The organism is Mycobacterium hackensackense (assembly GCF_025822555.1).
GTDB classification, from domain to species: Bacteria; Actinomycetota; Actinomycetes; order Mycobacteriales; family Mycobacteriaceae; genus Mycobacterium; species Mycobacterium fluoranthenivorans.
Genome location: NZ_JACKUC010000028.1, coordinates 63,080 through 88,889 on the forward strand (window position 1 = coordinate 63,080; position 25,810 = coordinate 88,889).

The window sequence follows — 25,810 nt, forward strand, 5'->3', positions numbered from 1 at the left end:
GTCACGCCCCGCGGGTGATGATCACCGGTACGGCAGCGCCTTCGGCCACTGCGGTGGCAACGGACCCGTTGATCTGGGTCGAGAAGGCCCCGCGCCCGTGACTGCCCACGACCACCAGACCGGCGTGCTCGGATTCCTCGATGAGCCAGTGGGCCGGCCGATCGCAGTACACCTTCTCGATCACCTCGACATCCGGATAACGGGCTCGCCAGTCCGCCACTGCCCGGCGCAGCGCCGCTTCGGCGTGTCCGCGGTAGTCTTCCCAGTCCGATCCCAGCAGTTGCAGGACATTTTCGTCGCTCCATGAGTGCACCGCCACCAGGCCGACGTGCCGCCGCGCGGCTTCGTCGAAGGCCAGGGCCACTGCATGCGTGGACGCGGCTGAACCGTCGACTCCGACGAGGACCGGTCGTTGCGCCGGGATCTGCTCTTGCATGTGGATCACCGCGATAGGGCACCGGGCCCGGTAGCACAGCGCCGCGCTCGTCGAGCCGATTCGCCGACCGCCCAGGGACCCGCGAAAACGGCTGCCCAGTACGATCATCCATGCGCCATCGGACAGTCGGGTCAGCGCCTTCACCGGATTGTCCAAGTACGGTGCCGACGATATGACGTCGGCGTCCAGCCGTGTGTGCTCGACCAGGTCCGCTTTGGTTTTGTCGAGAAGCATGCGGGCGCAGTGCATCCGCCAACGGTCGAACCGAGCGCGAAGAACAGGCTCGTCGGTGTCGACGATATCCGGGGTGACCGCATGCACGAGTACCAGTGGGCGGTCGTGCAGGAGGGCCTCTTCTGCAGCCCAGCGCACTGCGGCCACGTTCTCCGGCGAGTCGTCGACTGCGACGACGATGGCGCCGTCGACCTCAGGCTCAGGCATGGAGGCGCCGAATCTGTTGGCTAGAAAGCGGATTCAGTGCCGAAGGCAAATCGTCGACCGGTGATCCGCAGCGGCCGGATCCGGACGAAGTGCGGTTTCGGGGTGGCTGTCCACGGACGCAGGCCGGCATGCTCGGCATCGTGGATATCGTCGTCGGTGTGCGGGGCCCGAGCATCGCCCTTCACGATGACACTCCAACCCTCGCTGAGGGTGTGGCCGTCGGCCTCGAACAGCACCTGCTTGTTGATCGCCGTGCCGGCCAGTTTCGTCCCCTCCGCGGTGCGGAACAGTATCGTCCGGTGTTGCACGACGAAATTCACCGGAAAGATCGCCGGTTCGCCGTCTGCGGTGGTGACAAGTCGGCCGAGCGACACGGTGCTGAGCAGCCGCCAGCACTCGCTCTCGGACAGGATGGTTACGGGTTTGGTGTCTGGCAACATGGTTGCGACGTTACGGACTCGGCCCACTCCGGTACCAGGGCCATAAGTCCCCCTTCCGCAGCGGCCCTGGGTGACCTCCGGTTGACGAAAGTCCGGGGTGCGTGTGACTTCGGGCCCTACCGGAGCTGACGGCGTGGCGCTGGGATGAAGACAGTCCCGCATCTTGAGGAGGTCCCCCCATGAGCGTCGAAGAACGTGCTGAGCGGCTCGATCCGGTCGAGGACGGTTGGTTGGTCACGATCTCCATCGACGATCGCGAGGACCGGACCGTCGCGAAAGCAAAGCTGAATTTCCAAGGGAGAGAATGGGTGGGTGCCGGGCTCGCCCGGCTGGCGCCCAGCGAGCAGGGACCTGGTGGGTCGGGCAGTCAGGTGGCGGTGACGCGTGCCCTGTCCGATCTTGCCCGCAGCCTCGAGGGCGGCGTGTCGGCCCTCTGAACGGACCGAACCGTCGCACTCCGTCAGTGCTGGGCCGAGCTGCGGAGCAGGGCCATCCGGTGCCCGTATTCCGCTTCGTCGATCTCGCCGCGGGCAAATCTGGCGGCGAGGATCTGCTCTGCGGTCGGGGATTGCGGCGGCGGGGCGATCGCTGAGCGGTCCCGGACTGCGTATATCACCGCGACGATGATTCCGAACAGAATCGCAGCGGAGAAGACCACCATGCCGATTCCCATCCCGGCGTAACTCCACCAGCCCATATCGTGGTCGAAATACATGGTCTATCCCAATCATTCGGCGTTGCGGGACTATCCGGCCAACAGCAGGAGGTTGCCCACCCGGCGTGAACGTCGCGCAGCTGCAGCGATGGTGGCCAGATGGGCCACCCCGGCTTCGATGCCACGGGCCAGTTCCTCCGGGCTGAGCGGGCTGTCGGCATCGCCGATCACCCCGAATACCAGTTCATCGCAGTAGCTCAGAATCGCGATCGCGGTGCGAAGGTGCATGGCGATCGGCGGCACCGGCATCAGCGTGAGCACCTCGCATCCCGCGATGTGCAGCCGGCGACGCGGGCCGGGCACGTTCGTGGCGACGGTGATCACTCCGCGTTGTGGCAGTCGGGTCAGCAACCGCACCACCGGTGCTGTGAGGGCATACGGCAGCAGCCCCGCCGCTGCGACGGCCAATGCGCCCACACTCACCTGACCACCGGATTTGGCCGACATCATGCGGTCGTGGACCGCTTGCAGTCGCCGCAGCGGGTCGGCATGTTCGACCGGTAATTGTGGCAAGGTCACCGCGATCCGGTTGTCGGGAATGTGCAGGGCGTCGGCCGATCTCAGCGACACCGGCACGGCGGTGCGCAGTGAATGAGCCCTCGGGGTGAGTCCGCGCCGCAGCATCGCCGAGCGGAAGCTGTCGGTGATCGCCGCAAGCGCCACGTCGTTTACCGTGACACCGAGCCGCTCACCGATCATGCGCACGTCGTCGAGCTGCACTTTGGCTGCGCTATAGGTCCGCAGATCGCTCAACGGCCCGGTGAAGGATTTGGGCGACACCTCCAGAAGCGCTGTCGCCAGCTCGGTGGCGCCACTCGCGACGCGGAGCGCGGCCTGCGGTGCGCGCGCCGACATCCGCCACGCTGACTGCATCCATCCGACCGGGTTCAGGCTCCAGTTGCCCGAACGTTTGGTCGTCGACTCGGAGGTGTCGGCGGCAGGCGCGGTGAGCGCCCAATCGTCGCACAGCTCTTCGAATATGGCCGTCGCGGCGACACCGTCGGCAACGCAGTGGTGGATCTTGATCAACATCGCCCATCGGTCACCGGCCAGCCCGTCGATCATCCAGCATTCCCACAACGGTCGCGAGCGGTCCAGGCGTCGCTCCATCACCTGCGCGACGAGGGCGAACAACGCGGCGTCGTCGCCCGGTGCCGTCACCGCGACGCGGCGGACGTGGTGCGCGATGTCGAACCCCTCGTCTTCGACCCAGCGCGGCGCCACGAGGTCCATCTGCGTCTCGTGGAGTACCTCATGACAGCGGGGGACTCGGGCGGCGCGTTCCGCCAGCACCGTCAACAGGTGATCGTGGCTGGGCGCCGGTCCACTCAGGAGGGCGACCGCGCCCAGGGCCAGACTGGTGTGGCCGTCGGCATCCTCGGCCTGCAGGAACCCGGCCTCCAGTGCATTGAGATGGTGACTGGTCATGACTCTTCCCTCGGGGACACCATCTCAGCTTCGGTGGTGATCTCTTTGGCGACTAGGGCCTTTGGTCATGTGTCGGGGCGTTCACTCGGTGATCAGCGTCAGGGCCAGTCGAGGGCACCGGCTGACCGCGCGGCGCGCATCAGCCAGCGTCCGCGCGGGCACCGAGGGTTCGCGCGAGCCGTCGCGAGCCAGGGGGTAACCCCAGTCGTCGCGGTCCAGCAGACGGGGGAGCAGTTCGGTGCAGAGTCCACGCCCGTCGCAGCGGGTCCAGTCGATGTGCAAGCGCATCGACGATGCCGTCACGATATCGCTCGTACGTGGTGGTCTGCGTTGGCCGGCAGCGCTTCACAGCGACCGCGGCGGTGCTGGGCGACGTCGCCGGCGAACACCGTGAGCGCGGTGCGCACCATGCGGGCAGTCCCGTCCGGGTGGCGGCACGCACCGCGGCCGTCGACCAGCCGCATGGTCCGCTGGAGTTCGTCGACCAATGCGTCGTCGACCGCTCCGAACGCCAGTTGGTCGAGCAGCTGCGCCAGGCGCGGCAGGCCGTTGAGGCACGGACCGCACTGGCGCGCACTCTGGCCGGCCAGGTAGGACGCGATGGCGGCGGTGCGCTCAAGGCCGCACTCGTGACGTCCGAGCACGTGGACGACGCCCGCACCTGGTGTCGCGCCGAGTGCGGCGAGGCCGGCGCGCGACAGCCGTGCGGTCAGCGCTTCGACCGGGATCCAGCTGCCGTGATATCCGCCGACCAGGACTGCGCGCACCATGCGAAGGTCGGTGCGCCCGGACGTCGTCAGTAGGTCGGACAGCCGAGATCCGGTGGGTACCTCCACCACACCCGGCTGCGCGAGCGAGCCCGACAGGGTGACGAGCATGGTGCCCGGCTCCTGGTGGTCACCGACAGCGCGAAACCAGGCCGGACCGTAGCGGGCGATGAGCCCGATATGGGCGAGGGTTTCGACATTGTTGACCAACGTGGGCCGCCGCCGAACCCCCGAGGTCGTGGTCAGCACCGTCCGGTCGCGGGGCGATGCGGGGCCGCCCTCGACGCGGCTGACGACCGCCGATTCCTCACCGGAGACAAACCGGTCGGGAGCTTCGACCACGGTGATCCGTCGACGGTCCGTGTTCGCCGCGACCCGCTCCGCGACGGCGACCCGAACGGCGGCGATGGCGCGCCGGGGAACGTAGATCACCACCGAGTCCGCGGCGATCGCCGTCGCAGCGACACTCAACCCGTCGAGCACGAGGTGTGGTGCGCAGGTGAGCAGGGTGGCGTCCTTCGCGCTCAGTGGCTCACCTTCGGCGCCGTTGCCGATGACCACCGGTTTACGGCCGGTGACAGCGGCGATCTTGCGGCCGGTGGGAAAGCCCGCGCCGCCGCGGCCGGTCAGGCCTGCGTCGCTCACGCAGCCGGCCAGCGACGCGGCGGTCGGCGCGGGAAGTTCGCCATGGCGTTGCCGGTGTGCGGCCAGGCCGGGTTCGTGGCCGGTGAGCAGGCGTGTGGTCGTCATGGGCGACCCGGGAGGCGTGCGCCGGCGTATTCGGTGTAGTTGGAGTGCAGCCGCCAAGCCAGCGCGCCGGCCACTGCCAACACGCAGCATCCGGCGAACACCAAGAACCAGGGACGTCCCGCATCGGTTCCGTTGCCGAGTCCGTGGGCCAGGGCGACCGGCCACAGCGCATAGGCGACCCAGTGCACGATGCGAAAGACCTTGAGGCCCAGTCGATGCCGCAGCAAGCTCGTGACGATCACGACAAGCAGGAGGTCGAAGGCCAGCGTCCCCAGCCCCTGCCACAACGGGCGGTACGCGCCGAGGAACGGCACGACGAAGTCGACGAGGCGCAGCTGGGCGTAGGGGTCTGCGAAGAGCAGGGCGAGGTGCAGCGTCACCAGCAGGGTCCCCGCCAGCGCGGCGAAGCGGTGGACATCGGCGACGGCGAACCGCGGCAGCGTCAGCAACGGACGGCCGGAGCGGGTGGCGATGCCCAACGTCACCGAGATGGTGAGGAAACCGAGCGCGGTGATCCCGGTGCCGCGGCCCAGCGCCCACAGCGCCTCGCTGGTCATCGGGGCCTGCAGATATCGTCATCAGGCCACCCGCCGAGGGTGTGCACAATCCCGTCGCAGTCCACCAGCCGTGCTGCAATGCCTTGGTGGCGAATCCAATCCGGCGCTCGCCGGCCGCGGATGATCGAGGCCGTGCTGACGGTATTGGCGGACAGACAACTGGCGCCCGCGACGGTGACCGTTCGCCACACCGGATCAGCGGAGACGCCGGTCCGCGGGTCCAGGATGTGATGCAGCCGCTGCCCACCGCGGCGCCATGTGCGGCGCACCGTACTCGAGGTGGCCATGGCTGCACCGGAACACAGCGCCACCAACGACGCCGGCTCGTCGTCGCCGTCGTGAACCAGTACCGGCCAACCGCCCTCGGGTGCGGTTCCTGCGGTGGCGATGTCGCCGCCGAGGTTGATCAGCACGCCGGAGCCGGTGGCAGCGTGGACCCGCGCAGCGCAGCGATCCGCGGCCAGGGCCTTGGCCGTCGCGCCGAGATCGAGCACGACGCCCGCGGGCACCGTGACCGTTCGATTGTCGATGTGGACCATCGACCACGTCGCCGGCCGCGTGACCGACGTTGCCAGCGGTACCGGCGAATCGAGCGCGGTGCCATCGCGGTCATCGCCGAGCGCGATCACTGCGGCGCCGATGGTCGGGTCGACATCCCCGTCGGTGTACCGTGCTGCCTGAAGTGCGGCTCCCAGCATCTCCGCGAGCAATTCGCTGACCTCCGTCGGCCGCCCCGATGACCCTGCCAGCGCGCTGATTTCGGAGTCGGCTCGAAACCTGGAGGCGGAAGCTTCGACGGCGTCGAGTTCGGTATCGACAGTCAGATGTGCCTCGGCAAGGCAGCCTGGGTCCGTGACGATGACCTGCATGTCGACCGTCCACCGTCGCCAGTGCACTTCGGCGGTGGCGCCGGCGGGCTCGAGGTGTCGCTGCGGGGTGATGGTCATGAGCCGCGCGAGATCGTGACATGTGGTGAGTAGTTCGGGGAATTCACCGTCGTCGGCGGTTTGACGTGCCGCGTGGTCGGCGGGGCGGTCGTCGCCGCCTTGGTCGGCGCGGGAGCTTGTGTTTGCCGGGTGTCGTACGCAGGTGCCTGTTCGTAGGTCTGTTGCGGGGTGTACTGCTGGACCGGTGCGTCGGTGGTGACCGGCGCCGGAGTCGGGGCGGATTCCGTCGAGACCGCGACGGGCGGCGGCGGGTCGACCGGTGTGGCCACGATGTCGGGCGCCGTAGGGAGATCCGGGCCAGTCGGTGGCCCGACGTCCTCGGGAGCGACGGGAACCGCGACCTCGACAGGAGCTTCCGCTGCAGGTGTGAAGGTATCCGCGTAAGCCAGGGAGGAAGCCCCGGCGACACCGGCGACACCGAGACCCACCAATGCCCACGACGCCGCGGTGGCGCGGTGGAAGCCCGATCGAGGTGAGTTCATGCGTCGAATGCTGGCACCGGATTCTTCGAGCCTTCCAAGAACCGGCATGGGACGCTGTCTGGGTGAGCGACGGACAATCAGCACCGCTGCTGCTCGTTGTCGAGGATGACCCGGCCTTGAGCAGGTTGCTCACCGACCTCTTCGTCGACGAGGGTTATCGGGTCGACGTCGCCGCGGACGGGCAACAAGGTCTGCACAGCGGTCTCACCGGTACCTACGACGCGATGATCATCGATCGGGGACTTCCGGTGATGGACGGCGCGGACCTCGTCGCGCTGCTCCGGTCCCGCGGTATCGCCACTCCCGCTTTGCTTCTCACGGCACGTGGATCAGTCGCCGACCGCGTCGACGGGCTCGACGCCGGCGCGCAGGACTATCTGGTGAAGCCGTTCGAAATACCCGAGTTGCTCGCCAGGGTTCGTGCCCTCGTCAGGCGCCCGGACGGGGGTTCCACGCTGCGTGCCGGGGGGTTGTGCCTGGACCGGATCACTCGGACGGTCAGCGGCAGCGCCACCGGCAATCGCGTGGTCGAACTCTCCGAACGAGAGATGACACTGCTGGCCACACTGATGAGTGCGCCCAAGCGAGTCTTCACCCGCCGTCAACTGCTGGAGATCGCCTTCGAGGGTGCCGATTCCGCGGGCGTGGTCGACACCTACGTGCACTATCTGCGTCGCAAACTCGGCAGGGCAGTGGTGCAGACGGTGCACGGAATCGGCTATCGGTTGGGGCCAGGCTGATGTCGGACGGTGACCTGACAGTCGTCCGGCGCGCCGGACGGGTCGCGGCATTGCAGGCCTCGCTCGCCCTGACCCTGGTCCTGCTGATCGTCGGCGCCGCGGTGTTCTTCGTCGACGCCCGGGTCCAGAGCCAGCAGATCACCTCGCAGCTGAGCAACGTCGCCGCGACCGCCGACGATGCCACCGATCCGCCGACCGGCATGATGCTGGTACTGCGTGATCCTACCGGCAAGGAGGAGGCCAGCTCCGATGGCCTACCCGTGGCGGAGTTGCTGGCCAGATCCCCGGGGGCGTTCGACACGGAGATCAGCGGCACGCGGTACCGCGGGTTGGTGGCCGACAAACCAGAGGGGCGAGTGGTCGCGCTGCTCGATCTGCGTCCGTACGAGGCCAGTCGAAGTCGGTTGCTGCTGTCGCTGGCCATCGCCGAACTCGCGGGAATCGCGGTGTCCGTGGCGGTCGTGGTCCTACTCACCCGCCGGTCTATCCGGCCGCTGACCGAAGCCCTGGCCTTGCAACGCAGATTCGTCGCCGATGCCTCACACGAACTGCGTGCGCCGCTGACGGTTCTGCATACCCGGGTGCAGATGCTCGCTCGCCAGTTCGACGACGGGGACGCCCACGCCGCCAAAGATCAGATCGACGCTCTCGCTTCTGACACCCGCGCTCTCGGTGCGGTGATAGAAGACCTGCTCGCCTCGGCGTCGATGACGGTGGGCGGCGCGCCCCGCGATCGAATCGACCTCGCGGGGCTGGCCGATGCCGTGCACGGCAGCATGGCGCAGCACGTCGAAGCGGCGGGGGTGCGGTTGGTTGTCGAACACGGCACCGATGACGGGCAGAGCTGTGTCGTCCTCGGATCGACATCCGCACTGCGCCGGGCAATATCTGCACTTGTCGATAACGCACTGGCCCACCAGCACCCGGGCGGCACCATCACGCTACGGGTCGGTCGCCGCGGTGATCGCGCCGTCATCGATGTGCAGGATGACGGAGTCGGAGTGGACCGCGCCGCGATGGACACCTTGTTCGACAGGTTCTCCCACGGCCACGCGCACACCATGACCGGCGGCCCGCGCCGCTATGGTATCGGTTTGGCGCTGGTGCGGGAGATCGCCCATGCGCACCGTGGCGAGATCAGCGTCGCGCAAACCCCTGGTGGCGGAGCCACTTTCACGCTGTCCATACCTGCTGCGGACATACGGGCAGAGCGTGGGCAGTGACCGGGTCCTGGGCGCCGAAGCTCAGGCCGCCAGCCAGTAACGACGCGTCTCGTCGGCGATGGCGTCGTTCGCGGCCCCGGTGCCATCCCACAGCCCGCGATTCAATGTGATCGGCGTCGACCACCACAACGCAGCGGTGTCGCGAACCTGCCGAATCTGGATGCCGGCAGCAACGGTGGCGTAGTGCAGCCAGAAGTCGTCGGCCCGTGGGCACACTCGGAGAAATTCGTCACCGCGATCCTGCAACGTGTGAAGCACCGCCGGCGGATACGCGACACCCGAAGTGCCGGTGGCGAACACGGTGTCGGAGGCTTCGGTGGTGGTGCACAGTGGCCATGTGCGGTACGGGCCGTCGCTGCGGACCCGCGCCCGGAAGGCCGTGACTTCGCACGGATCATGCACGCTCAGAAGATCTTTCAGCCAATTCGCCGGGTACAGGACGTCATCGTCGGCGGTGACCAGCGTCTGGTCCGGCTGCTCCGGCAGGATCTCGTTGACGTAGGGAAAGTACTTCTTGTGCGGGCCGTAATCGGGGCAGCTCCGAATCTCCAGCCCACGGGCCTGCAGCCGTCTCAGGGATGGCGGCAGATCCACCATGGCGGCCGGGTCGTCAAGCCACAGGATGACACGACGAGGTTTGACCTCGCCGGCCCCGATGGTCTCGATGGTCTTCCATACCGAGGCGATACGTTTTCCGTAGCTGGTCAGTGACACATTGGCGTCTGCATTGCCGAGGATGTCGGCCGTCGACGTGCGATTGGCGCGACGCAGCCGGACGTGTTCTGCGGCCAGCTCGGTGAGCGTTGCGCAGAAGGTGAGTGGACCCTCAGGGTTGGCGCCGGTGTTTCGGGTGGCCGCCTTGCGCGGTGTCGCATCGTGCGCGGGTTGCGTTGCCGAACGCCGCGGCTCGGTCGCTACGTCGAGGTCACCGACTGGCGGTCGCCGCCGGACCCGTCCCCATGAAGCCATGCCCAACGGTACCAATTCAATCTGGCGTCAAACTTGGAAGTTGCTGTGTTATCGACCATTTCATGTAGCTGCACTAGGCAGAGGTAGCCACGTGTCGTGATATGGAGGCTGTATGCCGGTGGCATCGTATGCCTGACGCGCAAGACAGTTTGCCCACATGGAGTTTTGCTGAGGTGGGCGGTTCGCCCCGGTTCAGACCAGTTCGGCGAGCGCCTTACGGGCAGCTTCCAGTTCGGCTTCGAGAGTGGCAACCCTGGCCGCCTGTTGGGAGCGCGCCGCCTCGATCACCTCATCGATCGGGGTGGCGAGATCCTCGTGTAGTTCCTTGGCTGCGCGGGAAACGGCGGCGGCCGCCACCGCGAGATCCCGGGCCAGATAGGTGGTGCCCTGCTTGAGTTCGGCACGCCACTCACCGTCGGCGGTGCCGGTGACCGTGAGGGTCAGCTCGAGGGTCTTCGTCCTTTTGCCGGCCGTCTTCTTGGCTGCGGCCTTTGGCTTTTCGGTGGGCGGAGCCGGGGGTGCGGCAGGTGCGCTCGCGGGGGCGCTGCTTTCGGCAGGGGAGAAGGCGGCAGCCTGTAGCTCTGCGTCGGGGGCGGCTATGGTCGTCGTCACGGCGAACTCCTTCTAAGCATGGGCCCGTGAAGCGGGGCGGGCGTGACAGTCATTAGAACACATGTTCGACGACCGATGTCAACTTCTAGCGGTTGGTGTGGGGAATGCCCTTGTGCATCAATCTGTCTCGACTGGGCACCGTACCGATCCCGATGGCGACCTGGCCGAGGAGGTTCGGGTAGACCGCGATGCGCTCCGCCACCCCGGCGTCATCGGGGAGGGCGACGGTGAGCATGAGGACAGTTCCGGTCAATCCGAGCAACCCGAGCAACCCCAGCGCGAGGGCGACTGTGGTGCGCCCCCGTCGGTGCAGCAGCCAGGCCGCTGTGAGCAGCGCGAGGTTGCCGGCGAGAATGCACAAGCCGGCACCGATGCTGTGCACCTGCGGCGCGATGTCTCCCCGAAAGATCCCCGCCAGGACAATCCCGAAACCGTAGGTCAGCGCCAGGGCCAACAGCACACCCCGCCCCGCTCCCGGCGGCTGACGCCGTCGCAACGCGACCGCTGCGGCCACCGTCAATACACCGTTCAGCACGAACGCGGTGCTCATGGCCACGCCGTATGGGTACGGCGCCAGCTGAAGTTGGCTGATGAAGTTGCGGGCGTAGGAGTATCCGAGTGACATCGATGCGGTTGCTGCGAGAGCCTCGATGATCAAGAACCCCGCGCCCGCAAGGATCAAGGCCGGTCCCGGCCACCGAGCCGCGGCCACGCCCGCTACCCGGACGTCGCCTGGCGGGTCACCGCGTCGCCGCGCACCGATTCACCGCCGCGCACCGATTCACCGCCGCGCACCGATTCAACACTGTCGCCGACGTCGACGGTCACCACGGCAGTCGCCTGGAACAGGCCGTAGAAGTCGTCGGTGCGGGCGAAAGTGTGTGCGCGGCAGAACAACGGATGCACGTCGAACACACGCACCCGAAGCTTCTCGCGAGTGAGCCTGCCCAATTCCCGGCCGGATTCAGGATCGGTGATCATCTGGACCGACTCCGAGTGCACCGCAAAGATCATGCCTGCGGTCACGCCGGCTTGCGCACCGCGATTGATGACCAGGGTGTAGTCGTCCTCGACGAGCGCGACGTGGCCGGAGATGGTGGCGTCGTTCACGACGCCGCCAGGGAAGTGTTCTCCCGCAACAACGATTTCGCGGTCGCGCCCGCGCGAATCCGCGGTCGGGCGTTGTGGTCGTCCACCGCCAACAGCGCGTCGATATGGCTCGCGGTGTCCTGCTCTGTTCCGAGGGTGAGTTCCACCGCCGTCTTGGCCTGGAAGAGCGCGATCATCGCGTGCTGATGACGTTCTGCGCCGAAGGCATTGAGTGCGACGGTGAGCTTGTGGTCGACGTACTCGACCGACCGTTGCAGATCGGTGGCCGACGCCTCCGCTGCCGGGCTGTGCATGCCCCCTGCACGCTGTTCGGCGTACCAACGGTGGCCAAGCGCACCGAGGGCGATCGAGCACACCGGCACCACCACGACGATGCAGGCCAGACCGAGCGAATCGTGCAGCGTGATCGCGCCGACCATGCCGAGGAGTGTGAGTACGCCGACCAGGCCCAGGACGCGCAGCGCCGGCGGGACCGTCTCGATGGCACGGGCCAGTCGGCGCGCGAGGCGGCCGCCGTATCCAGCGATGGCGGCGATGAGCGTGATGACGGACTTTGCGCCTTTGAGCGCAATCCGTCCCACCTCGTCCGCCTGCCCACGGGTTACCGGAGGCTTGGGCATCGACCAGGCCCGCTGCTGCGGCTGCGGACTGGAAGCCACCTCGGCCGTCTGGTCGTCAGACGACTGAGGCGTCGGCACGTCGTTCGTCACATTCGCATCAATAGCCACATCCGTATCATCTCGCCCGATGACGCCCGACGCCGGTCCGGCGCGCCGAAGAGTCGGATGTTGCCGACGGTGAATCTCTGCGTTGTGCGATGGCGTGACAGTCCGATTGTGACCACCGCGTGGGTAATTCGCGCAGTCCCGGCTGTACAGGCGGTGCTGCGCTAGACTGGCAGGAGAACCTCCGGTCAACGGGCATATCAGGCAAACAGTGCGTCATAGGTACGTAGCGGTTCCCGCCGAACACCCCTCCGCACCCCAAGAGGCCTGCTGTGCAATTCGAACTGATTTCCTCACCGCCCATCGTCATCGGCCGCTGAGCATGGTCGACCGTCGCCTGAAAGGCACGCGCCTCGGCGCCATCAGCTACGAGACCGACCGAAATCTCGATCTCCCGCCGCGCCAGGTCGCGCGCTACCGCACGGCGAACGGCAAGGAATTCGACGTACCGTTCGCCAGCGATGCCGAAATTCCCGCGACCTGGGCATGCCGAAACGGTATGGAGGGCCTCCTGCTCAACGGGGAGGCACCCGCGCCGAAAAAGGGCAGGCCGGTGCGCACCCACTGGGACATGGTGCTGGAGCGCCGCTCGATAGAGGATCTCGAGATCCTGTTCAAGGAGCGGCTGAAGCTCATCGACTCACTCCGTCGCGGCCGCTGACTCGGTTGCCCGACCGGGAGACCCAGTTGATGATCCAGAAGATCTGCTTCGCCTGCTTCCACCGCTTGTTTCCGGACAGGCGGATACGCAAGGTCACGTTGGGTCGCGAATGCGCGGCATGCCACGTGACCACAGCGGGAACCGAACAGATGGTCCCCGTCGAGTCTGAGGACCTCGCGCAGAGCCCGGTCCAGGTAGCGCGCTAGACAGCAGCCGACGTGTCCACCCCCGCGCCGACGGTGGGCAGGGTCAGCGTCATCCCGGAGACGTGGATGACACCGAACTGGGTGAGATTCTCGTACTGGGTGGCCGACCCGACCAGTTGCAACGTCAGAATGCTACCCGCCGCGGCCGCGGTATAGGCGATGTCCTGCAGCGTGCCCAGCGCGATCGAGACGGTATGCGACTGCCCGTCCAGCGTGACCGGGATGGCTGTGTCGAGGTTGCCGAGGACCAGGCCGGTGTCGTTGTCCACGATCTGGGCGTACACGGTGCGACTCGTGCCGAGGCCGGCATAGGTGAACGACAGTTGCGGGGCCCCGACGATCTCGGTGCCACCGGGCACCGACACCTGTAGGTTGATCGCATTCTTGGCCGGCGCGGCCGTGGCGATCGACAACAGGGCGGCGTCCAGGGCGTCCAGTCCCAGGTTCAAGACCTTGGTCTGCGGTCCTGCGCCGCCGACGATGGGGATGATCGGTATGGTGCCACCGGATCCGGTGGCCGTCACGGGGGTGCCGTTGAAGGCCGGATCCGACGGAAAGACGTTGGAGGAGTGCAGATCCCCATTCTGGTCGTACCATTGGAACGTCGGAATGGCGTCGGCCGGCGAGCCGTCCTGCTTGACGTACTGATCGAGCCACGCCAGGGTGTCCTGGGTGAGAAGGGTGGCCTGATCGGCATTGCCGGGGTTCAAGCACACCCCGTGACCGCCGCAGAACCAGACCATCTTCACGGGAACGTCTTTGGCCAGCAACTGTTCATTGGTGACGGCCTGCTGCAGCGTGAAAAGCCCGTCGGCGGTGCCCTGCAGCAACAGCGTCGGCACCTTGATGGCGCTGACGAGCGGGCCGGGGCCGCTTGAGGTGAGCAGCGACTGTGCGCTGTGGGTGAGGAAGCCGAACAGCGACCCGGTCAGTACACCGCCGTAGATCGTCGGGTTGATCCGCGCGGCCCCTTCGAGCAGCGACAGCACCAGGATGGCGGCCCACGAGGTCTTGAACGCGGCGTTGGGGTACAGCGCGTTGTTCAGGCTGTTCCAGGCGATGCTCGGCACGATCGCATCGATACGGGGATCGATTGCCGCACTGACGAGTTGGATACCCCCGCCGTAGGAACCGCCCACCATCCCGATCCGCTGGTTGTCAGCCGTCTCCGGGAGCTTGAGGACGTAGTCGATGATGGACGACACGTCCTTGCCTTCGAAGGACGGATTGTCCAGTTGGAGGGTGCCCCCGGAGGCGAACTCCCCGCGGGGATCCCACGTGACGACGTTGTAGCCGGCGTCGCGCAGCGGAGCGACGCCCGGAACGAGACCTGGGTTGGACGGGATTCCGTTGGCGGAGTATGGGTCGGTGAGTCCGGCGCTGCCCAGTCCGGGCCCTTCCAGAATGGTGGGCGCCGAGCCCGAGCCAAGATGAGACGCAGGGAAGAAGTTGGTGCTGATCAGCGTGCCGTCGAAGGACTTCACCTTCACCGTGTACGCGATCGGCGCACCGGTGGCGTTGAGCGCCGACGGGTCGGCGGTGTACGGCACGACCACCGCGTAGCCGATGAGCGGCGCGAGCGCGGTGTTGACACCCTTCGTCTGGTACAGCTTGTCCAGAATCGGTTCGAACACCAGAGAACCCAGAAGCGGGACGTTCTCCAGATTCTTGTCGAATGCCGTGGTTTCACTGACCAATTCGCGGAACGTCTCGGTGCCGGACTTCACCACCGTGGCGTACGGCAGATAGGCGAAGCTGCCGGCGGTCCCTTCCGGGGTGAAGGCGATCTTTCCGCCCTGGCTCGGGCCGGACACGACCGTGTAGGACAAGGTGACCCCGCGGCTGTCGGTGGCGTTCGCGTTGCCGTCGATGATGCCGTCGTTGAACGTGAGGGTCGGATTGACGGTGATCGGGTTCGTCGTGACGGATGTGGCGGGGACGGCGGCGGACTTCACATGCGTCGCCGCGGTCTTCGACACGGTGGTGGTGGCAGCGGTGGCAGCGGTGGAGGTCGCAACGGCGGCCACCTTCTCGACCGGGGATGTGCTGCTTTGCGCCGGTGTCGTTGAGTCGGGGGTCGATTGCGTGGCAGGTGAATTGGACGTCGAGTCGGCAGGCGGTGATGTCGATGGATCGGTGCCTGGCTTCTTGGGGTGGCGGGGGCTTGCGGCGTGCGGTTTCGGCTTGGTGGGGGGCGTCGGCGCGGTCTGTGCCGTACTGGACGACGTGGCGGCGGCCGTGTCCGCCGGCCCGGTCTGGGCCGAGGCAACCGCGTCGGCGCCGACGAGCAGGACGGTGCCGATGCCGAGTGCGGCGGCCAGTCCGCCGATGCGACCGATATACCGAGATGAATTGCCGCGTGCGAGAACTTCGTTGGTCATCTGCGCCTCTTCCTGATGACCCGATCTTTCGACCACCAATTGACGCTCGCGTCGGCAATCAGCGGACGCTACTGAAACTCACAGGAGGCGCTCAGACTCGGCTGGTCACCTCGGTCAACGTCCGGTCCAGATTGTTCAGCGCCCGCACTGCCGCCCGGACGGGCCCGGGCGGGATACCCGAGGTCGTCATCACCTCTGCGATCACGTTTGTCGCGGCTTTGTCCTGGGCTCCGGTGTCGCCGGCCGCAATCATCCGGCCGACGCCGGCGACGGTGTCACACACGTGGTCGGCCGCCTTACGCAACGCGATGGCGGTGGACTCCGACGGCGCGGTGGCGGGATCGGCACGTGCGGCATTGACACCGGCGCGGGCCAGGGCATGTGCCGAGCGGTTACCCGCGCGGAGGCCGCGCACCAGGCGCTGAGCTCCGCGCCGGCTTCGGACCGCAGGTCCGAATTGCAGTGGCTTGCCGGCCTTCACGACTTCCTGCAGGGCGTTGTCGAGGCTGCGGGTCTCGGCCACGAGATCGGTTTCCCCGCCCGGTGCGAGCACCGACGCGATGCCGGCGTCGATCACTTCCGTCAGCCGGTCGAAGTAGTCACCCGCCTTCTCGACGAACGTCGCGCGGGTGCCGGTGGTGAAGACGAAATACGCCGAGGCGATACCCACCGCACCGCCGGCGGCGGTCTCGGCGATACGCAACTCCAGGACCTGGATACTGAAATTGCCGAGCAGCCCGTACAGCATCGCCAGCACCACGGTGACGAAGAACGTCAACCAGGCATAGGCGACGGTGACCAGATAGAACGCGCAGAACACACAGACGACCAACACCAGGATCTGTACGGGCTGGTTCTGCCCGATCAGGGTGGCCAGCACAACCCCCGCCACCACACCGGCGATGGTGCCGACGATGCGGTGCCCTGCCCGGGTGAGGATCTCCCCGCGGGTGGAGACCCCGGTGAACACCAGGAAGGCCGTCAGCACGGCCCAATACCAGCGATCGGGGGAGATCAGCTCACCGAGCACGGTGGCCGCGCTGGTGGCGACGGCCACCTGGATGGCGGCTTTGGTGCTGGGGTCCAGGCCCGTGGTCTCGTCCTCGTCCTTGTCCCCGGCTTCTGGTTCGGGCGCGGGCTGGGGCCCGGGGGAGACACCCAGGGCGTTGGTGGTGATGTGGTGAATGGCAAGGTGCGCCTGCACCGCCCGATAGGCGACCACGGTGGCGATACCCGAGGCCGCGGACACGTCGGCTCGGTCGGCAGCCGCGGCCGCGCTCTTGCGGGCCGCACGAAGCTCCTCCTGGGTCGGATGGTCCTGGAGGCACATGCGAAGCGCGATGACGGCGTCGACGAGTCCGCCGGTCCATTCGCCGGCAGCATCGAGGCCCCACAGCAGGCCGGCCAATTGCTCGACGGAGATCTGTGCATCGAAGACGCGAAGCGCCAGCTCGTCGCTGGTGACGCTGAGGGTGGCCGCGGCATCGTGCCGATCCAGCCAGTCATCGATCATCAACCCGGTCTCGCCGAGGCGGTCCAGCCGGCGCCGCACCGCAGCCAGATCGTGTTTCTTGCGGTCTTTGGTGACGGCGTCGAGCACCGTGATCGACACCCCGCGCAACGCCCGCACCAGGTGGACCACTTCGGCGCGCGGCCGGTCGGGAAGGACCACCACCCGCACGAACAGGGTGGCGCAGACCCCGACACCGACTGCGGCGGCGAGGATCGGAATCTGGGCGGGGGTGGCGTGGATGAACAGAGCGAAGAAGTACGCCATGAACGCGACCATGCCCAGCGCGTTGCCCCGGGGGCCGAATCGGCGCACCCACACGGCGAGGAACAGCACGATGATGAACCCGACATCGGCCACCCAGTCGAGAGGGGCAAGGACCGCCGCCAGCGCCACCGCGGCCACCGCCGGCAAGGGCAGCAACAGCGTGGTGATGACCCGGTCGTGTTGCTGCTTGTCCTTCACCGCCGCCGACGACTGCATGGCGACGATGGCGCCGAGCATGGCCACGGTCACCGGCTGATGGGTGTACCGGGTGAACGTCAGCAGCGCAACGATGGCCAGCACCAGCGACAGCGTGGTGACCGCTGCGCTGCGCAGCCGCAATCGTCCCGGGTCGGAGTCGACGATGAAGCGCACAGCGCTATCTCGAAGCGCCGACGGGTGCATCGCTCGATTGTGCGTCACCCGATCCCGCACGCCGCGCACATCGGCGGCTCGGCTCCTTCGCGTCCGGCCGACGGATTCTCGACGTGGTGACGTTGGAGTGGGGTGTCGAGGTCGCGGTCGTCGAATTGAAGGGTATCCAACTGCCCGACGGGATGAAGCGCGCGAGGCGGAGGCCGAACGGGAATCGCTCGCCGCGGTATTTCTCGGCGATGCGGCGGACACGATGTCGGCGCCTTCTTCGCTCGCGAAGTCGGTGTCGCCGCGGAATTCGCCGAACCACCGACATCTCTTCCGCGGGTGGCGCATACGTCCGACCTGACGGCTTCGGCGGGCAGCGCCGACCGCTGAGCGCCGCTCAGCCGGTCAGCGTCGTGACCGCCAACGCAGCGACACAGATGAGAACGACCGCCGTCGTGACGACGTACGCCGCGGTGGCGGCCCGGCTGATGGTGAAACGACCCATGAGGTCACGGTCCCTGGCGATACCGATCATCGCGATGAGTATCGGTATGAGCAGCACCGCGTTCAGTACCTGGGTGGCGACCAAGATGGTGACCAGCGGTGCCGTCGGCACGAGCACCGCGGTGGCACCGATGAGCGTCACGCCCCCGAAGGTGACATAGAAGGTCTTCGCCTCGCCGAACGAATCATCCACCGCCGCCTCGACTCCGGCGTATTCGCACACCGAGTAGGCCGTCGACAACGGCAGCACGGAGGCGGCCAGGAGCGCCGCGCCGATCAGCCCGACCGCGAAGAGTGTCGACGCCGCGCCTCCGGCGAGCGGTTGCAGCGCCACGGCCGCATCGGCGGCATCCCGGATCGGCCGGCCGCTTCGGTGCAGTGTCGCCGCGCAGGCCACGACGACGAAGAAGCCGATGATTCCGGTGAGCAGCGCTCCGGTAATCACGTCGACGCGTTCGAGCGCCAGGTCGGCGGTCCGTAACTTCTTGTCGACGGCGTAGGACTGGATGAAAGACAGCCCCCACGGCGCAAGGGTGGTTCCCACGGTGGCTGTGACGATGGCGATGGCTGCGCCGCCGCTGGGCATACTCGGCACGATCAGACCGTGAACGGCGGCGTGCCAGTCCGGATGGGCGAGGAGACCCGAGGCGACATACGCCAGAAACACCGTGGACAGCACCAGCAGGAAGCGCTCGACGCGGTGAAAGCTGCCCCGCAACACCAGCACGGATACCAGCAGCGCGGCGGCCGGGACGCTCAGATATCGGCTGATCCCGAAGAGTTCGGTGCCCGCGGCGATCCCCGCGAACTCGGCGCAGGTGGTGCCGACATTGGCGATGACCAGTGCCGCGAGGGTGGCGCCACCCAGTCGCACGCCGTAGCGCTGACGGACCAGGCCGATGAGACCCTGGCCTGTCACCACGCCCATGCGCGCTGCCAGCCCGTGGAACAACACCAGCGCGACGGTGGAGAGCAACAGGACCCACAGCAGCTGGTAGCCGTGGTCCGCGCCGAGGACCGAGTACGTGGTGATGCCGGCGGGGTCGTCGTCCGAAAGTCCCGCGAGCAGACCCGGTCCCACCACCGCCATCAGCGACCCGAGTGTCCACCTTCGTCGCGTCGAACCTTTCATCGCGACCTGCCGCCGGTTGTCCGCCGGCGCCGCGGCCAGACCTGGAAGCGGAGCGAACGGCGGCCGGGATGGGCGTGTGCTCGTGCGAGGCGGGCGAGCCACCGCTTCGCGTGTGCGGACGGCATCGCCGCCACGATGTGCGCGGCGCGGTCACCGGGCATCGCTCGGAGTACCTTCTCCCCGATGACCGGGTCCGAGCCATGGATTACCCGCGCCGCGACAAGCGGTTTCGTCGTCGCCAGAACCTCGGCAGCCGACTCGACGTCGAGCCGGTCAACGAGTGCGACGAGCGCGGACTCGTCGAGATGGTGGACGGCCGAACGGGGCGTGTTGAGTTGCACGGTGTGGCCGCGTTCCGAGGTGAGATGCAGATCGGTCCAGTCCACGACGTCGTCGCCGGCGCGCACTGCCAGTCGGTGCAGACCGAGTCGTCGCAGCACCCCGCCGAATCCGACTTCGGCGCCGACCAATTCGAGTCGGCCATCCGCCGTTCGATTGAGCACCACATCCGAAACACGGGCCAGGCGCTGCCCGACGATGTCGACGACCTGGGTGTCGAGTACGTCGCGGAGAAGCAGGATCTCGTGGTCACGAAGCCCGGTGCCATCCGGGTCGAACGGGACGGCCGTGTCGATCCCGTCGTTCAGGAGTACGCCGTGACGTCCGAACTCGACCACCGCTGTCCACGGGACCAGAAGGCTCGGTGCTCGCCGGCGCCGGATGAGAAGGCGCTGCACCATCTGCGGTCCGCTGGGTTGATCGAGTTCGACGGAGAGGTCGGCGACCAGCCCGACAACCGTGCCGTCGGCCCGCAGCACCTCCTGGCCCGTTTCGCGGCTCAGCCACAAGAGGCCGGAACGTTTCCGTCGAGTCCCGGGTTCATGACTGGCCAGGGTGCATCTCCATCGGGGCGTCGAACCTGCGTCGGTCGGCGGTGCGGCCCCAGCGTAGAGCGTGATCGCCGGGCACACCATGATTCCGGCTGAGGCGGATCACGACCCGCCCGCAATCCACTGTCGGGCCGACTCTAGGTGGCCGCCGGGGAAATGTCTGATCTGCGCCGACATGAAGTGTGACGCCAGGTGTTCGGCGAGATCCCCGATCGGCGAGTCGGTCACCACGGCGACCTTCTTGACACGTTTCTGGTGGTCCCGGACGAAACGGTAGTGGCGGATCAGCGCGGCGAAATCAGCCCAACCGGGAAACGAGGGAGCGTCGATGATGATGCCGGCCAATGAGCCCGCCGCCTCGATCTGCGGGTCGACGGCATTGGTGAGCGTATCGAAATCTCCTGCCTGGAGCCGAGATTGCGGACGGATGACGACCAGGGACCGTGCGGCGTCGAACTCGAAATCGATCATTCCTACCCCTGTCGGTGCGCCGAGACGCGGTGGACGTGAAGCGATCAGTCTTCGGCACGCCCCGCCGGGGCCAATAGGGCACTAGGTCACCGAACCGTCCGCACCGGCTAGGACTGCATCGACCCCAGGTAGTAGGTCTCGTGTCCGGTGGGATAACCGCCACCGTCGGTGGCGATGTGCACATGGTCGAAGTGGTTGGCGGTCTCGTTGCCGTAGTCCGCGGTCCAGCTCGGCGCGCCGATGCCGGGGTAGAAACCTTGCCGCCAGATCACGTGCAGCACACCCCAGCGTTGCGCGTTGGCCAGGGCGTACCCGGCGATCTGATTGCCGAGTTCGATCCCGGCGTCGGAATGGTAGTTCGGGATCATCACATCGATGGCGAGTCCGTGCGGATGCCACTTCAGCGGATCCTGCCGGTAACCGCCGATGGTCTTGATCTCCGGGAACATCATGCTGATGGCGCGTGCCACCCAGATCGTCTTGAGCTGCAGCCCGCCCTCCGGGGCGACGCCCGCTGCCAGTGGATAGTCGAATACCCGGGCTTCTTCGGATGGGGCACTGGCCGCCAGCAACTCCGCTCCGGTGGTTGTCACGGTCGGGGAAACGGCCGGCGGGGCAGACGTCCGAACCGGCTCACGCGCCGGGGCGGCATCCGGTGTGGGCGAGGTGTTCTGGGCGTGGAACATGGCTGCGGAGACCATCAACGACGCCGCGAGCGCCAGCCAACGGCCGGCGGACTTGCGCCGGTCGCCGACCAGTAGCTTCACGCCCACGAACAGCACTGTAATCAGTGCACCCGGCAAACATCGGGTGTTCGGTATCTCGGCTCGGCCGTCGTCGCGGATCCCGGAAAACTGTGTGATGCCTGTCAATGGCCGCGTAGCCTCCAGTCTCGAATATCGGATCGGAGATGTCTGGTGAAGACCGTCAAACAGGTATGCCTGGGTGTCGCCATGGCCGGGGTGATCGCCGGGGCCGGATCGGCGGCCGCGACCGCGGTGGCTTATGCCGACCCCGCCGACAGCGGTGCCAGCAGTACGAGCGGAGACTCACCGGGCAGCGACAGCGGCCACGGTGACAGTCACAGTGACAAAGGGGCCACCGCCTCCTCGGCGCCCAAAGCCGATACCGACGTCACCACCGGTGCGACCCCGGGCGAGGATGCCGACAGCCCGGCGGAGTCCACACCGAAGGCGGGTACGCCCACACGCGGGGACGTCGGCACACCGAAGAAGAGCCGGACACCGGGTGAAAAGGTCCGCAAGGCAACCGAATCGGTCTCCGGGACGGCCGTTGGCTCCACCACGTCCACGCGCAAGAAGGTGACGCTGGCCGTGCCCGCGACTGTTGCCGCGGACCCCGATCCGGCGCCCGCGGTCACCCCGCAGAGCAGCGCCGAGCCGATCGCCGCCAAGGCCGTCGAACCCGCGGTGAAGACGGCACCCACGCTGACGGTGAGCACACCCGTCGCTCCCGCGCCCGATCCCGAGCCGTTACCGCTCCCGCTGCCCGCGGTGCCCGCCACGCCGGCCGGCCTGTCCAGTGCCACCGCGGCCACCACCACCTCGCGCAGCCGCGCCATGAGCACCAGCACCGGTGACGCGGTCGGCCAGATCACCGCCGCCCCCACCCAGCATGTCCTCGTCATCGGTATCGACGGCACCAGCCTGGGCCGGCTGCTCGGCAATGACGACAACGGCAACAACGAGAGCTTCCTGGATCTGTTGGACACCAGCACCACCGGCGCGTCGAGCATCCAGGGGCACACCACCATCTCCAACCCGTCCTGGACGACCATGCTGACCGGCGTGTGGGACACCAAGAGCGGCGTGATCAACAACATCTTCAACCCGCAGGTGTACAACGTCTGGCACACGGTGTTCGACCGGCTGGAAGCGTGGAACCGGGGCACCGTCACCAAGACCATCGCCGACTGGGACGTGATCACCGACATTTCCGGCGCGGGCACCTATGGCGCGGATCAGTCCATCCTCATCCCACGTGTCGCCGGAGACACCAATTGGTCGCAGACCGATACCGTGGTGGCCAACGAGACGGTCAGGACGATCCTGGGTGTCGACCAGGGATACGAGGACGTCCCGAACTTCCTGTTCAGCTACCTGGTCCAGGTCGATGAGGCCGGCCACGCACACGGCGGCGCGTCCACTCAATACACGGATGCCCTGACCCGTACCGATGAGAACCTCCGGCTGATCCTGACGGCCGTCGCCGACCGCGAGGCCGCCACCGGGGAGGACTGGACGGTGCTGGTGGTCACCGACCACGGCCACCAGCCGCAGCTCGGTTTCGGGCACGGATTCCAGACACCCACCGAGACAACGACATTCGTGGTCGCTGATGGGCCCGACTTCGGCGACGGGAAAGTCAACCTGCAGTACTCGATCGCTGACATCACACCGACGATCCTGAGCCTCTTCGGCGCGCCGTTGTCGAGCGATTTCGACGGTGTGCCACTGACCGCGCACGGCCCCGGTGCGATCCCGGACGACGGTGTGGAAGCCGCGCTCAAGGATGCGATCGCCGATATCGGCTACCCCGACCTGGGCACGCAGGTACGGCTGAGCGTGCGCACCATCTTCGCCTCGATCCCGTACTTCCTGAACCAGTTCACCGACCAGGTCGTGGCACAGCTGCAAGCCGTGGCCGACCAGGGCATCTTCCTGATCAGCACCATCGCGTCGATCGCGGTGCTGCCGGTCCAGTTCGTCGCCGACGTGCTCTTCCAGACGACCAACGTGCTGGGGAATCTGATCGGCCTGCTCACCGGTGCCGGCGTGATCGGGCCCACCGATCCGATGCCGGAGCCGTTCCTGGTCCCCGACAACGCGATCCTGGTGTGAGGTCGGCCATGTCCGGTGTTGATGGCGCAGCGCTCGTCGCAGGCGGCATTCGGCTCGCTTCGGGACTGTCCTTCCTGGTGGATCCGATGCGCGCCAACAAGTTGTGGGGTGAACCCAACGATCCCGGTCCTTCGGCGCGGCTGCTGCTGCGGTCCATGGGCTACCGCGACGCGCTGATCGGCGGACTGCTGCTCGCGGCCGGATTGCGCGGCCGTGACACCCGCGGATGGTTCCTGGCATCCGGTGGCGCCGACGCGGCCGACCTGCTGGGTGGTCTTCCGGTGCACAAGGAACTGACGCGAGGCCAGCAGGTGATCGGCCTGGGCGGCGCGGTCGTCGGAATCGGCGTCGGGTTGTGGGGCGCCACCCGCCGCCGTCAGCCGCTCGATACCCGCCATGGTCAATAGGGACTTTGGTCCCTACCGGAGAGTGCCTTCGGCAGGCGAATCCGGGCTGATCCGGCCGTAGCGTTGCGGGCATGACCTACGTGATCGGAAGCGCCTGTGTGGACGTCAAGCACAAATCGTGCGTCGCCGAATGCCCCGTGGACTGCATCTACGAGGGCGCCCGCACCATGTACATCAACCCCGATGAATGTGTCGACTGCGGTGCCTGCCGGATCGCCTGCGAGGCCGACGCCATCTATTACGAGACCGATCTGCCCGAGGACCAGCTGCCGTACATGGCCGATAACGCCGCGTTCTTCAGCGATGTGCTGCCGGGCCGGGACCGGCCGCTGGGGAACCCCGGTGGCGCCGCCGAATTGGGCCCCGCCGGTGTCGACACCCCGCTGATCGCCTCGTTGCCGTAAATCCCCCCGTCGCTTCGCTCGCCCCCGGTGCGAAACCACGTAGTCCTACTCATCCCAGTCGGCGCGAATTCGGGCAGGCTGACGGTATGTCGCTCACCGAACCCGTGAACACGCACACCGCCCCGGCCACCCCGGGCCGCGACCGTGCCGTCGACGTCGCCCGGCTCACCGCCCTGGTGGTGGTGATCTTCGGGCACTCTGCGCTGCTGCTGGCGACCATCGATGACAGTGGTCTTCGCATCGGCAACATCCTGGGCGAACTGCCGGCGCTGGCGCCGATCACCTGGGTGGTGCAGGTCATGCCGCTGTTCTTCCTGGCGGGCGGAGCCGCGGGGGCCTACTCCTGGCATCCGGGCCGGAGCACCTGGGGCACATGGCTGTTCACCAGGGCGCAGCGACTGTGCCGCCCGGTGTTCTGGTATCTGGCCTTCTGGGCGGTCGCGCTGCTGGCCGCGCGCGCGATTCTCGGGGCGGAATCCGCGGCGGGCCTGGGCCGTGAATGCGTCGCCCTGCTGTGGTTTCTCGGGGTGTACCTGGTGGTGCTCGCCTTCGTGCCGGCGCTGACCCGGCTACGCAGTCTGGGCGCTTTCACCGCCGTGGTGGCGGCCCTGATCGCCGCCGCGGCGGCCTTCGATGCCCTGCGCCTGACTCTCGGGACTCCCGACGCCGGCTTACCCAACTTCGTCCTCGTCTGGCTCATCCCGATCGTCATCGGCGTGGCCTACGCCCGTGGGCTGATCCATCCGATCGGGGCGCTGCTGACGGCCGCTGTCGCCTGCACCGGTCAGGTGCTGCTGGTGGTGGCCGGACCCTACGAGGTGTCCCTGGTGGTCACCGGCACAGAACGCCTCTCCAACGTCTCGCCGCCCACCACCGTGCTGGCCCTGCACTGCACCTGGATGTCGTTACTGTTCGTCGCCGCCGCCGGGCCGATCCGGCGGTGGGCCCAGCGCCCGCGGGTCTGGGCTGTCGTCGCGACGGGTAACGGGGGAGCGATGACGCTCTACCTCTGGCATATCCCCGCGATCGCGGTGGCGACGTTCGGTCTGCACGCCGTCGGTCTGGATGCCTATGACGTGCACGCGCCGGGATTCTGGGGGCTGCTCGCCTTACGCGCCGTGGTCTTCGCCGTGGTCATGGCCGTCTTCTTCACCCTTCTGTCTCCGCTGGAGCACCGACCGCTGCCGTGGTGGGACGCCCCGGCCGGCGCCACCGGCCTTCGTTCGACGGCCGCCGGCGTGCTGGTGTGCGTGGCCGGCGTGGCGTTGCTGCTGATGGCGAAGTTCGGCCTGAGCGGGGCCGGGGGCTTCACCGCGCTGGCGGCGTTCCTGGTGGCGTCGATCGCCGGCCGCCTCACGATCGGCGTTCGGCCCGGGCTGCCCGGTCCTGTCGCCGCCATTCGGTAGGGTCCACC

At 67.4% G+C, this 25,810-nt stretch carries 28 protein-coding genes and 1 pseudogene; 9 read left to right on the forward strand and 20 right to left on the reverse strand.

The annotated features are described in order from the left end of the window. Nucleotide 1: 1 nt before the first annotated feature. Complete coding sequence (locus H7J86_RS01905; RefSeq protein ID WP_267289046.1) at nucleotides 2–877, reverse strand: universal stress protein; 876 nt, start codon at nucleotides 875–877, stop codon at nucleotides 2–4. Nucleotides 878–897: 20 nt separating this feature from the next. Beyond that, the gene (locus H7J86_RS01910; RefSeq protein ID WP_267289048.1) at nucleotides 898–1,317 is read right to left on the reverse strand and encodes a pyridoxamine 5'-phosphate oxidase family protein; all 420 of its coding nucleotides are present in this window, start codon (nucleotides 1,315–1,317) and stop codon (nucleotides 898–900) included. Between the two features lie 179 nt (nucleotides 1,318–1,496). Here H7J86_RS01910 and H7J86_RS01915 point away from each other — a divergent pair, with 179 nt between their 5' ends. Continuing rightward, nucleotides 1,497–1,754, forward strand: coding sequence for a dsRBD fold-containing protein (locus H7J86_RS01915; protein ID WP_267289050.1), 258 nt, complete (start codon nucleotides 1,497–1,499; stop codon nucleotides 1,752–1,754). 23 nt (nucleotides 1,755–1,777) lie between these two features. Here H7J86_RS01915 and H7J86_RS01920 read toward each other — a convergent pair whose 3' ends face one another. The 7 genes from H7J86_RS01920 to H7J86_RS01950 all read right to left on the reverse strand — a co-directional run bounded on the left by H7J86_RS01920 (nucleotide 1,778) and on the right by H7J86_RS01950 (nucleotide 6,963). Next, complete coding sequence (locus H7J86_RS01920) at nucleotides 1,778–2,032, reverse strand: SHOCT domain-containing protein (protein WP_090361158.1); 255 nt, start codon at nucleotides 2,030–2,032, stop codon at nucleotides 1,778–1,780. Nucleotides 2,033–2,062: 30 nt separating this feature from the next. Beyond that, nucleotides 2,063–3,460, reverse strand: a complete 1,398-nt coding sequence (locus H7J86_RS01925) for a wax ester/triacylglycerol synthase family O-acyltransferase (RefSeq protein WP_267289052.1) — start codon at nucleotides 3,458–3,460, stop codon at nucleotides 2,063–2,065. A gap of 81 nt (nucleotides 3,461–3,541) precedes the next feature. Continuing rightward, nucleotides 3,542–3,763, reverse strand: a complete 222-nt coding sequence (locus tag H7J86_RS01930; RefSeq protein WP_308204810.1) for a ferredoxin — start codon at nucleotides 3,761–3,763, stop codon at nucleotides 3,542–3,544. Beyond that, entirely contained in the window at nucleotides 3,760–4,977 is a 1,218-nt protein-coding gene (locus H7J86_RS01935; RefSeq protein WP_267289054.1) for an NADH-ubiquinone oxidoreductase-F iron-sulfur binding region domain-containing protein, read from the reverse strand. The genes H7J86_RS01930 and H7J86_RS01935 overlap by 4 nt, the downstream gene beginning before the upstream one ends. Beyond that, on the reverse strand, nucleotides 4,974–5,534 hold the full coding sequence (locus H7J86_RS01940) for a ferric reductase-like transmembrane domain-containing protein (RefSeq protein WP_090361146.1): 561 nt from the start codon (nucleotides 5,532–5,534) through the stop codon (nucleotides 4,974–4,976). The genes H7J86_RS01935 and H7J86_RS01940 overlap by 4 nt, the downstream gene beginning before the upstream one ends. Then, nucleotides 5,531–6,481 carry an FAD:protein FMN transferase gene (locus tag H7J86_RS01945; protein WP_267289056.1) on the reverse strand — a complete coding sequence of 317 codons (951 nt, stop codon included), beginning with the start codon at nucleotides 6,479–6,481 and terminating at the stop codon, nucleotides 5,531–5,533. The genes H7J86_RS01940 and H7J86_RS01945 overlap by 4 nt, the downstream gene beginning before the upstream one ends. Then, on the reverse strand, nucleotides 6,478–6,963 hold the full coding sequence (locus H7J86_RS01950) for a hypothetical protein (RefSeq protein ID WP_267289058.1): 486 nt from the start codon (nucleotides 6,961–6,963) through the stop codon (nucleotides 6,478–6,480). Before H7J86_RS01950 ends, H7J86_RS01945 begins: the two co-directional genes overlap by 4 nt. A 62-nt stretch (nucleotides 6,964–7,025) precedes the next feature. On the opposite strand from H7J86_RS01950, the gene H7J86_RS01955 reads away from it, so the two are divergent. Next, nucleotides 7,026–7,703 carry a response regulator transcription factor gene (locus H7J86_RS01955; protein WP_267289060.1) on the forward strand — a complete coding sequence of 226 codons (678 nt, stop codon included), beginning with the start codon at nucleotides 7,026–7,028 and terminating at the stop codon, nucleotides 7,701–7,703. Further along, on the forward strand, nucleotides 7,703–8,926 hold the full coding sequence (locus tag H7J86_RS01960) for a sensor histidine kinase (protein ID WP_267289062.1): 1,224 nt from the start codon (nucleotides 7,703–7,705) through the stop codon (nucleotides 8,924–8,926). Before H7J86_RS01955 ends, H7J86_RS01960 begins: the two co-directional genes overlap by 1 nt. 21 nt (nucleotides 8,927–8,947) lie before the next feature. Here H7J86_RS01960 and H7J86_RS01965 read toward each other — a convergent pair whose 3' ends face one another. From H7J86_RS01965 to H7J86_RS01985, 5 genes are all read right to left on the reverse strand, one after another. Beyond that, complete coding sequence (locus tag H7J86_RS01965) at nucleotides 8,948–9,895, reverse strand: hypothetical protein (protein WP_267289064.1); 948 nt, start codon at nucleotides 9,893–9,895, stop codon at nucleotides 8,948–8,950. Nucleotides 9,896–10,087: 192 nt separating this feature from the next. Further along, the gene (locus H7J86_RS01970) at nucleotides 10,088–10,507 is read right to left on the reverse strand and encodes a DUF6319 family protein (protein WP_235632997.1); all 420 of its coding nucleotides are present in this window, start codon (nucleotides 10,505–10,507) and stop codon (nucleotides 10,088–10,090) included. Nucleotides 10,508–10,592: 85 nt separating this feature from the next. Beyond that, entirely contained in the window at nucleotides 10,593–11,219 is a 627-nt protein-coding gene (locus H7J86_RS01975) for a DUF998 domain-containing protein (protein ID WP_267289066.1), read from the reverse strand. Between the two features lie 5 nt (nucleotides 11,220–11,224). After that, entirely contained in the window at nucleotides 11,225–11,617 is a 393-nt protein-coding gene (locus H7J86_RS01980) for a hypothetical protein (protein WP_267289068.1), read from the reverse strand. Continuing rightward, on the reverse strand, nucleotides 11,614–12,345 hold the full coding sequence (locus H7J86_RS01985; protein ID WP_090361125.1) for a glycosyltransferase family protein: 732 nt from the start codon (nucleotides 12,343–12,345) through the stop codon (nucleotides 11,614–11,616). Before H7J86_RS01985 ends, H7J86_RS01980 begins: the two co-directional genes overlap by 4 nt. Nucleotides 12,346–12,664: 319 nt before the next feature. On the opposite strand from H7J86_RS01985, the gene H7J86_RS01990 reads away from it, so the two are divergent. After that, on the forward strand, nucleotides 12,665–13,003 hold the full coding sequence (locus tag H7J86_RS01990; RefSeq protein WP_090361123.1) for an RNA polymerase-binding protein RbpA: 339 nt from the start codon (nucleotides 12,665–12,667) through the stop codon (nucleotides 13,001–13,003). A 202-nt stretch (nucleotides 13,004–13,205) separates the two neighbouring features. Here H7J86_RS01990 and H7J86_RS01995 read toward each other — a convergent pair whose 3' ends face one another. Then, nucleotides 13,206–15,590 (reverse strand): CocE/NonD family hydrolase, encoded by a 2,385-nt coding sequence (locus H7J86_RS01995; protein WP_267289070.1) that lies wholly within the window; start codon nucleotides 15,588–15,590, stop codon nucleotides 13,206–13,208. A gap of 91 nt (nucleotides 15,591–15,681) precedes the next feature. Beyond that, a complete protein-coding gene (locus H7J86_RS02000; protein ID WP_267289072.1) occupies nucleotides 15,682–17,769 on the reverse strand; it encodes an FUSC family protein in 2,088 nt (695 codons plus the stop codon). Nucleotides 17,770–17,837: 68 nt separating this feature from the next. Here H7J86_RS02000 and H7J86_RS02005 point away from each other — a divergent pair. Next, nucleotides 17,838–18,001 (forward strand): annotated as a pseudogene (locus H7J86_RS02005) (slipin family protein); the annotation flags it as partial. Between the two features lie 123 nt (nucleotides 18,002–18,124). On the opposite strand, the gene H7J86_RS02010 reads toward H7J86_RS02005, so the two are convergent. The 4 genes from H7J86_RS02010 to H7J86_RS02025 all read right to left on the reverse strand — a co-directional run bounded on the left by H7J86_RS02010 (nucleotide 18,125) and on the right by H7J86_RS02025 (nucleotide 21,497). Further along, nucleotides 18,125–19,321, reverse strand: coding sequence for an NRAMP family divalent metal transporter (locus H7J86_RS02010; RefSeq protein WP_267289074.1), 1,197 nt, complete (start codon nucleotides 19,319–19,321; stop codon nucleotides 18,125–18,127). 38 nt (nucleotides 19,322–19,359) lie between these two features. Then, nucleotides 19,360–20,211, reverse strand: a complete 852-nt coding sequence (locus H7J86_RS02015) for a magnesium transporter MgtE N-terminal domain-containing protein (RefSeq protein ID WP_267289076.1) — start codon at nucleotides 20,209–20,211, stop codon at nucleotides 19,360–19,362. A 144-nt stretch (nucleotides 20,212–20,355) separates the two neighbouring features. Continuing rightward, a complete protein-coding gene (locus H7J86_RS02020) occupies nucleotides 20,356–20,724 on the reverse strand; it encodes a SpoIIAA family protein (protein ID WP_267289077.1) in 369 nt (122 codons plus the stop codon). Nucleotides 20,725–20,831: 107 nt separating this feature from the next. After that, a complete protein-coding gene (locus H7J86_RS02025; RefSeq protein ID WP_372517207.1) occupies nucleotides 20,832–21,497 on the reverse strand; it encodes a VldE C-terminal domain-containing protein in 666 nt (221 codons plus the stop codon). A 144-nt stretch (nucleotides 21,498–21,641) separates the two neighbouring features. On the opposite strand from H7J86_RS02025, the gene H7J86_RS02030 reads away from it, so the two are divergent. From H7J86_RS02030 to H7J86_RS02045, 4 genes are all read left to right on the forward strand, one after another. Beyond that, nucleotides 21,642–23,585: an alkaline phosphatase family protein gene (locus tag H7J86_RS02030; RefSeq protein WP_267289079.1), complete on the forward strand. Its 1,944-nt coding sequence runs from the start codon at nucleotides 21,642–21,644 to the stop codon at nucleotides 23,583–23,585. An 8-nt stretch (nucleotides 23,586–23,593) separates the two neighbouring features. Further along, complete coding sequence (locus H7J86_RS02035) at nucleotides 23,594–23,992, forward strand: DUF4267 domain-containing protein (RefSeq protein WP_090361103.1); 399 nt, start codon at nucleotides 23,594–23,596, stop codon at nucleotides 23,990–23,992. Nucleotides 23,993–24,063: 71 nt separating this feature from the next. Next, nucleotides 24,064–24,396, forward strand: a complete 333-nt coding sequence (gene fdxA, locus H7J86_RS02040; RefSeq protein ID WP_090361100.1) for a ferredoxin — start codon at nucleotides 24,064–24,066, stop codon at nucleotides 24,394–24,396. An 86-nt stretch (nucleotides 24,397–24,482) separates the two neighbouring features. Beyond that, on the forward strand, nucleotides 24,483–25,802 hold the full coding sequence (locus H7J86_RS02045) for an acyltransferase family protein (protein WP_267289081.1): 1,320 nt from the start codon (nucleotides 24,483–24,485) through the stop codon (nucleotides 25,800–25,802). Nucleotides 25,803–25,810 lie beyond the last annotated feature (8 nt).

Excerpts from the sequence above, each read along its gene's own strand:
- H7J86_RS01905 (WP_267289046.1), bottom strand. The coding sequence starts at position 877 with ATGCCTGAGCCTGAGGTCGACGGCGCCATCGTCGTCGCAGTCGACGAC.
- H7J86_RS01910 (WP_267289048.1), bottom strand. The coding sequence starts at position 1,317 with ATGTTGCCAGACACCAAACCCGTAACCATCCTGTCCGAGAGCGAGTGC.
- H7J86_RS01915 (WP_267289050.1), top strand. The coding sequence starts at position 1,497 with ATGAGCGTCGAAGAACGTGCTGAGCGGCTCGATCCGGTCGAGGACGGT.
- H7J86_RS01920 (WP_090361158.1), bottom strand. The coding sequence starts at position 2,032 with ATGTATTTCGACCACGATATGGGCTGGTGGAGTTACGCCGGGATGGGA.
- H7J86_RS01925 (WP_267289052.1), bottom strand. The coding sequence starts at position 3,460 with ATGACCAGTCACCATCTCAATGCACTGGAGGCCGGGTTCCTGCAGGCC.
- H7J86_RS01935 (WP_267289054.1), bottom strand. The coding sequence starts at position 4,977 with ATGACGACCACACGCCTGCTCACCGGCCACGAACCCGGCCTGGCCGCA.
- H7J86_RS01940 (WP_090361146.1), bottom strand. The coding sequence starts at position 5,534 with ATGACCAGCGAGGCGCTGTGGGCGCTGGGCCGCGGCACCGGGATCACC.
- H7J86_RS01945 (WP_267289056.1), bottom strand. The coding sequence starts at position 6,481 with ATGACCATCACCCCGCAGCGACACCTCGAGCCCGCCGGCGCCACCGCC.
- H7J86_RS01950 (WP_267289058.1), bottom strand. The coding sequence starts at position 6,963 with ATGAACTCACCTCGATCGGGCTTCCACCGCGCCACCGCGGCGTCGTGG.
- H7J86_RS01960 (WP_267289062.1), top strand. The coding sequence starts at position 7,703 with ATGTCGGACGGTGACCTGACAGTCGTCCGGCGCGCCGGACGGGTCGCG.
- H7J86_RS01965 (WP_267289064.1), bottom strand. The coding sequence starts at position 9,895 with ATGGCTTCATGGGGACGGGTCCGGCGGCGACCGCCAGTCGGTGACCTC.
- H7J86_RS01990 (WP_090361123.1), top strand. The coding sequence starts at position 12,665 with ATGGTCGACCGTCGCCTGAAAGGCACGCGCCTCGGCGCCATCAGCTAC.
- H7J86_RS01995 (WP_267289070.1), bottom strand. The coding sequence starts at position 15,590 with ATGACCAACGAAGTTCTCGCACGCGGCAATTCATCTCGGTATATCGGT.
- H7J86_RS02000 (WP_267289072.1), bottom strand. The coding sequence starts at position 17,769 with ATGCACCCGTCGGCGCTTCGAGATAGCGCTGTGCGCTTCATCGTCGAC.
- H7J86_RS02010 (WP_267289074.1), bottom strand. The coding sequence starts at position 19,321 with ATGGCGGTGGTGGGACCGGGTCTGCTCGCGGGACTTTCGGACGACGAC.
- H7J86_RS02020 (WP_267289077.1), bottom strand. The coding sequence starts at position 20,724 with ATGATCGATTTCGAGTTCGACGCCGCACGGTCCCTGGTCGTCATCCGT.
- H7J86_RS02035 (WP_090361103.1), top strand. The coding sequence starts at position 23,594 with ATGTCCGGTGTTGATGGCGCAGCGCTCGTCGCAGGCGGCATTCGGCTC.
- fdxA (WP_090361100.1), top strand. The coding sequence starts at position 24,064 with ATGACCTACGTGATCGGAAGCGCCTGTGTGGACGTCAAGCACAAATCG.
- H7J86_RS02045 (WP_267289081.1), top strand. The coding sequence starts at position 24,483 with ATGTCGCTCACCGAACCCGTGAACACGCACACCGCCCCGGCCACCCCG.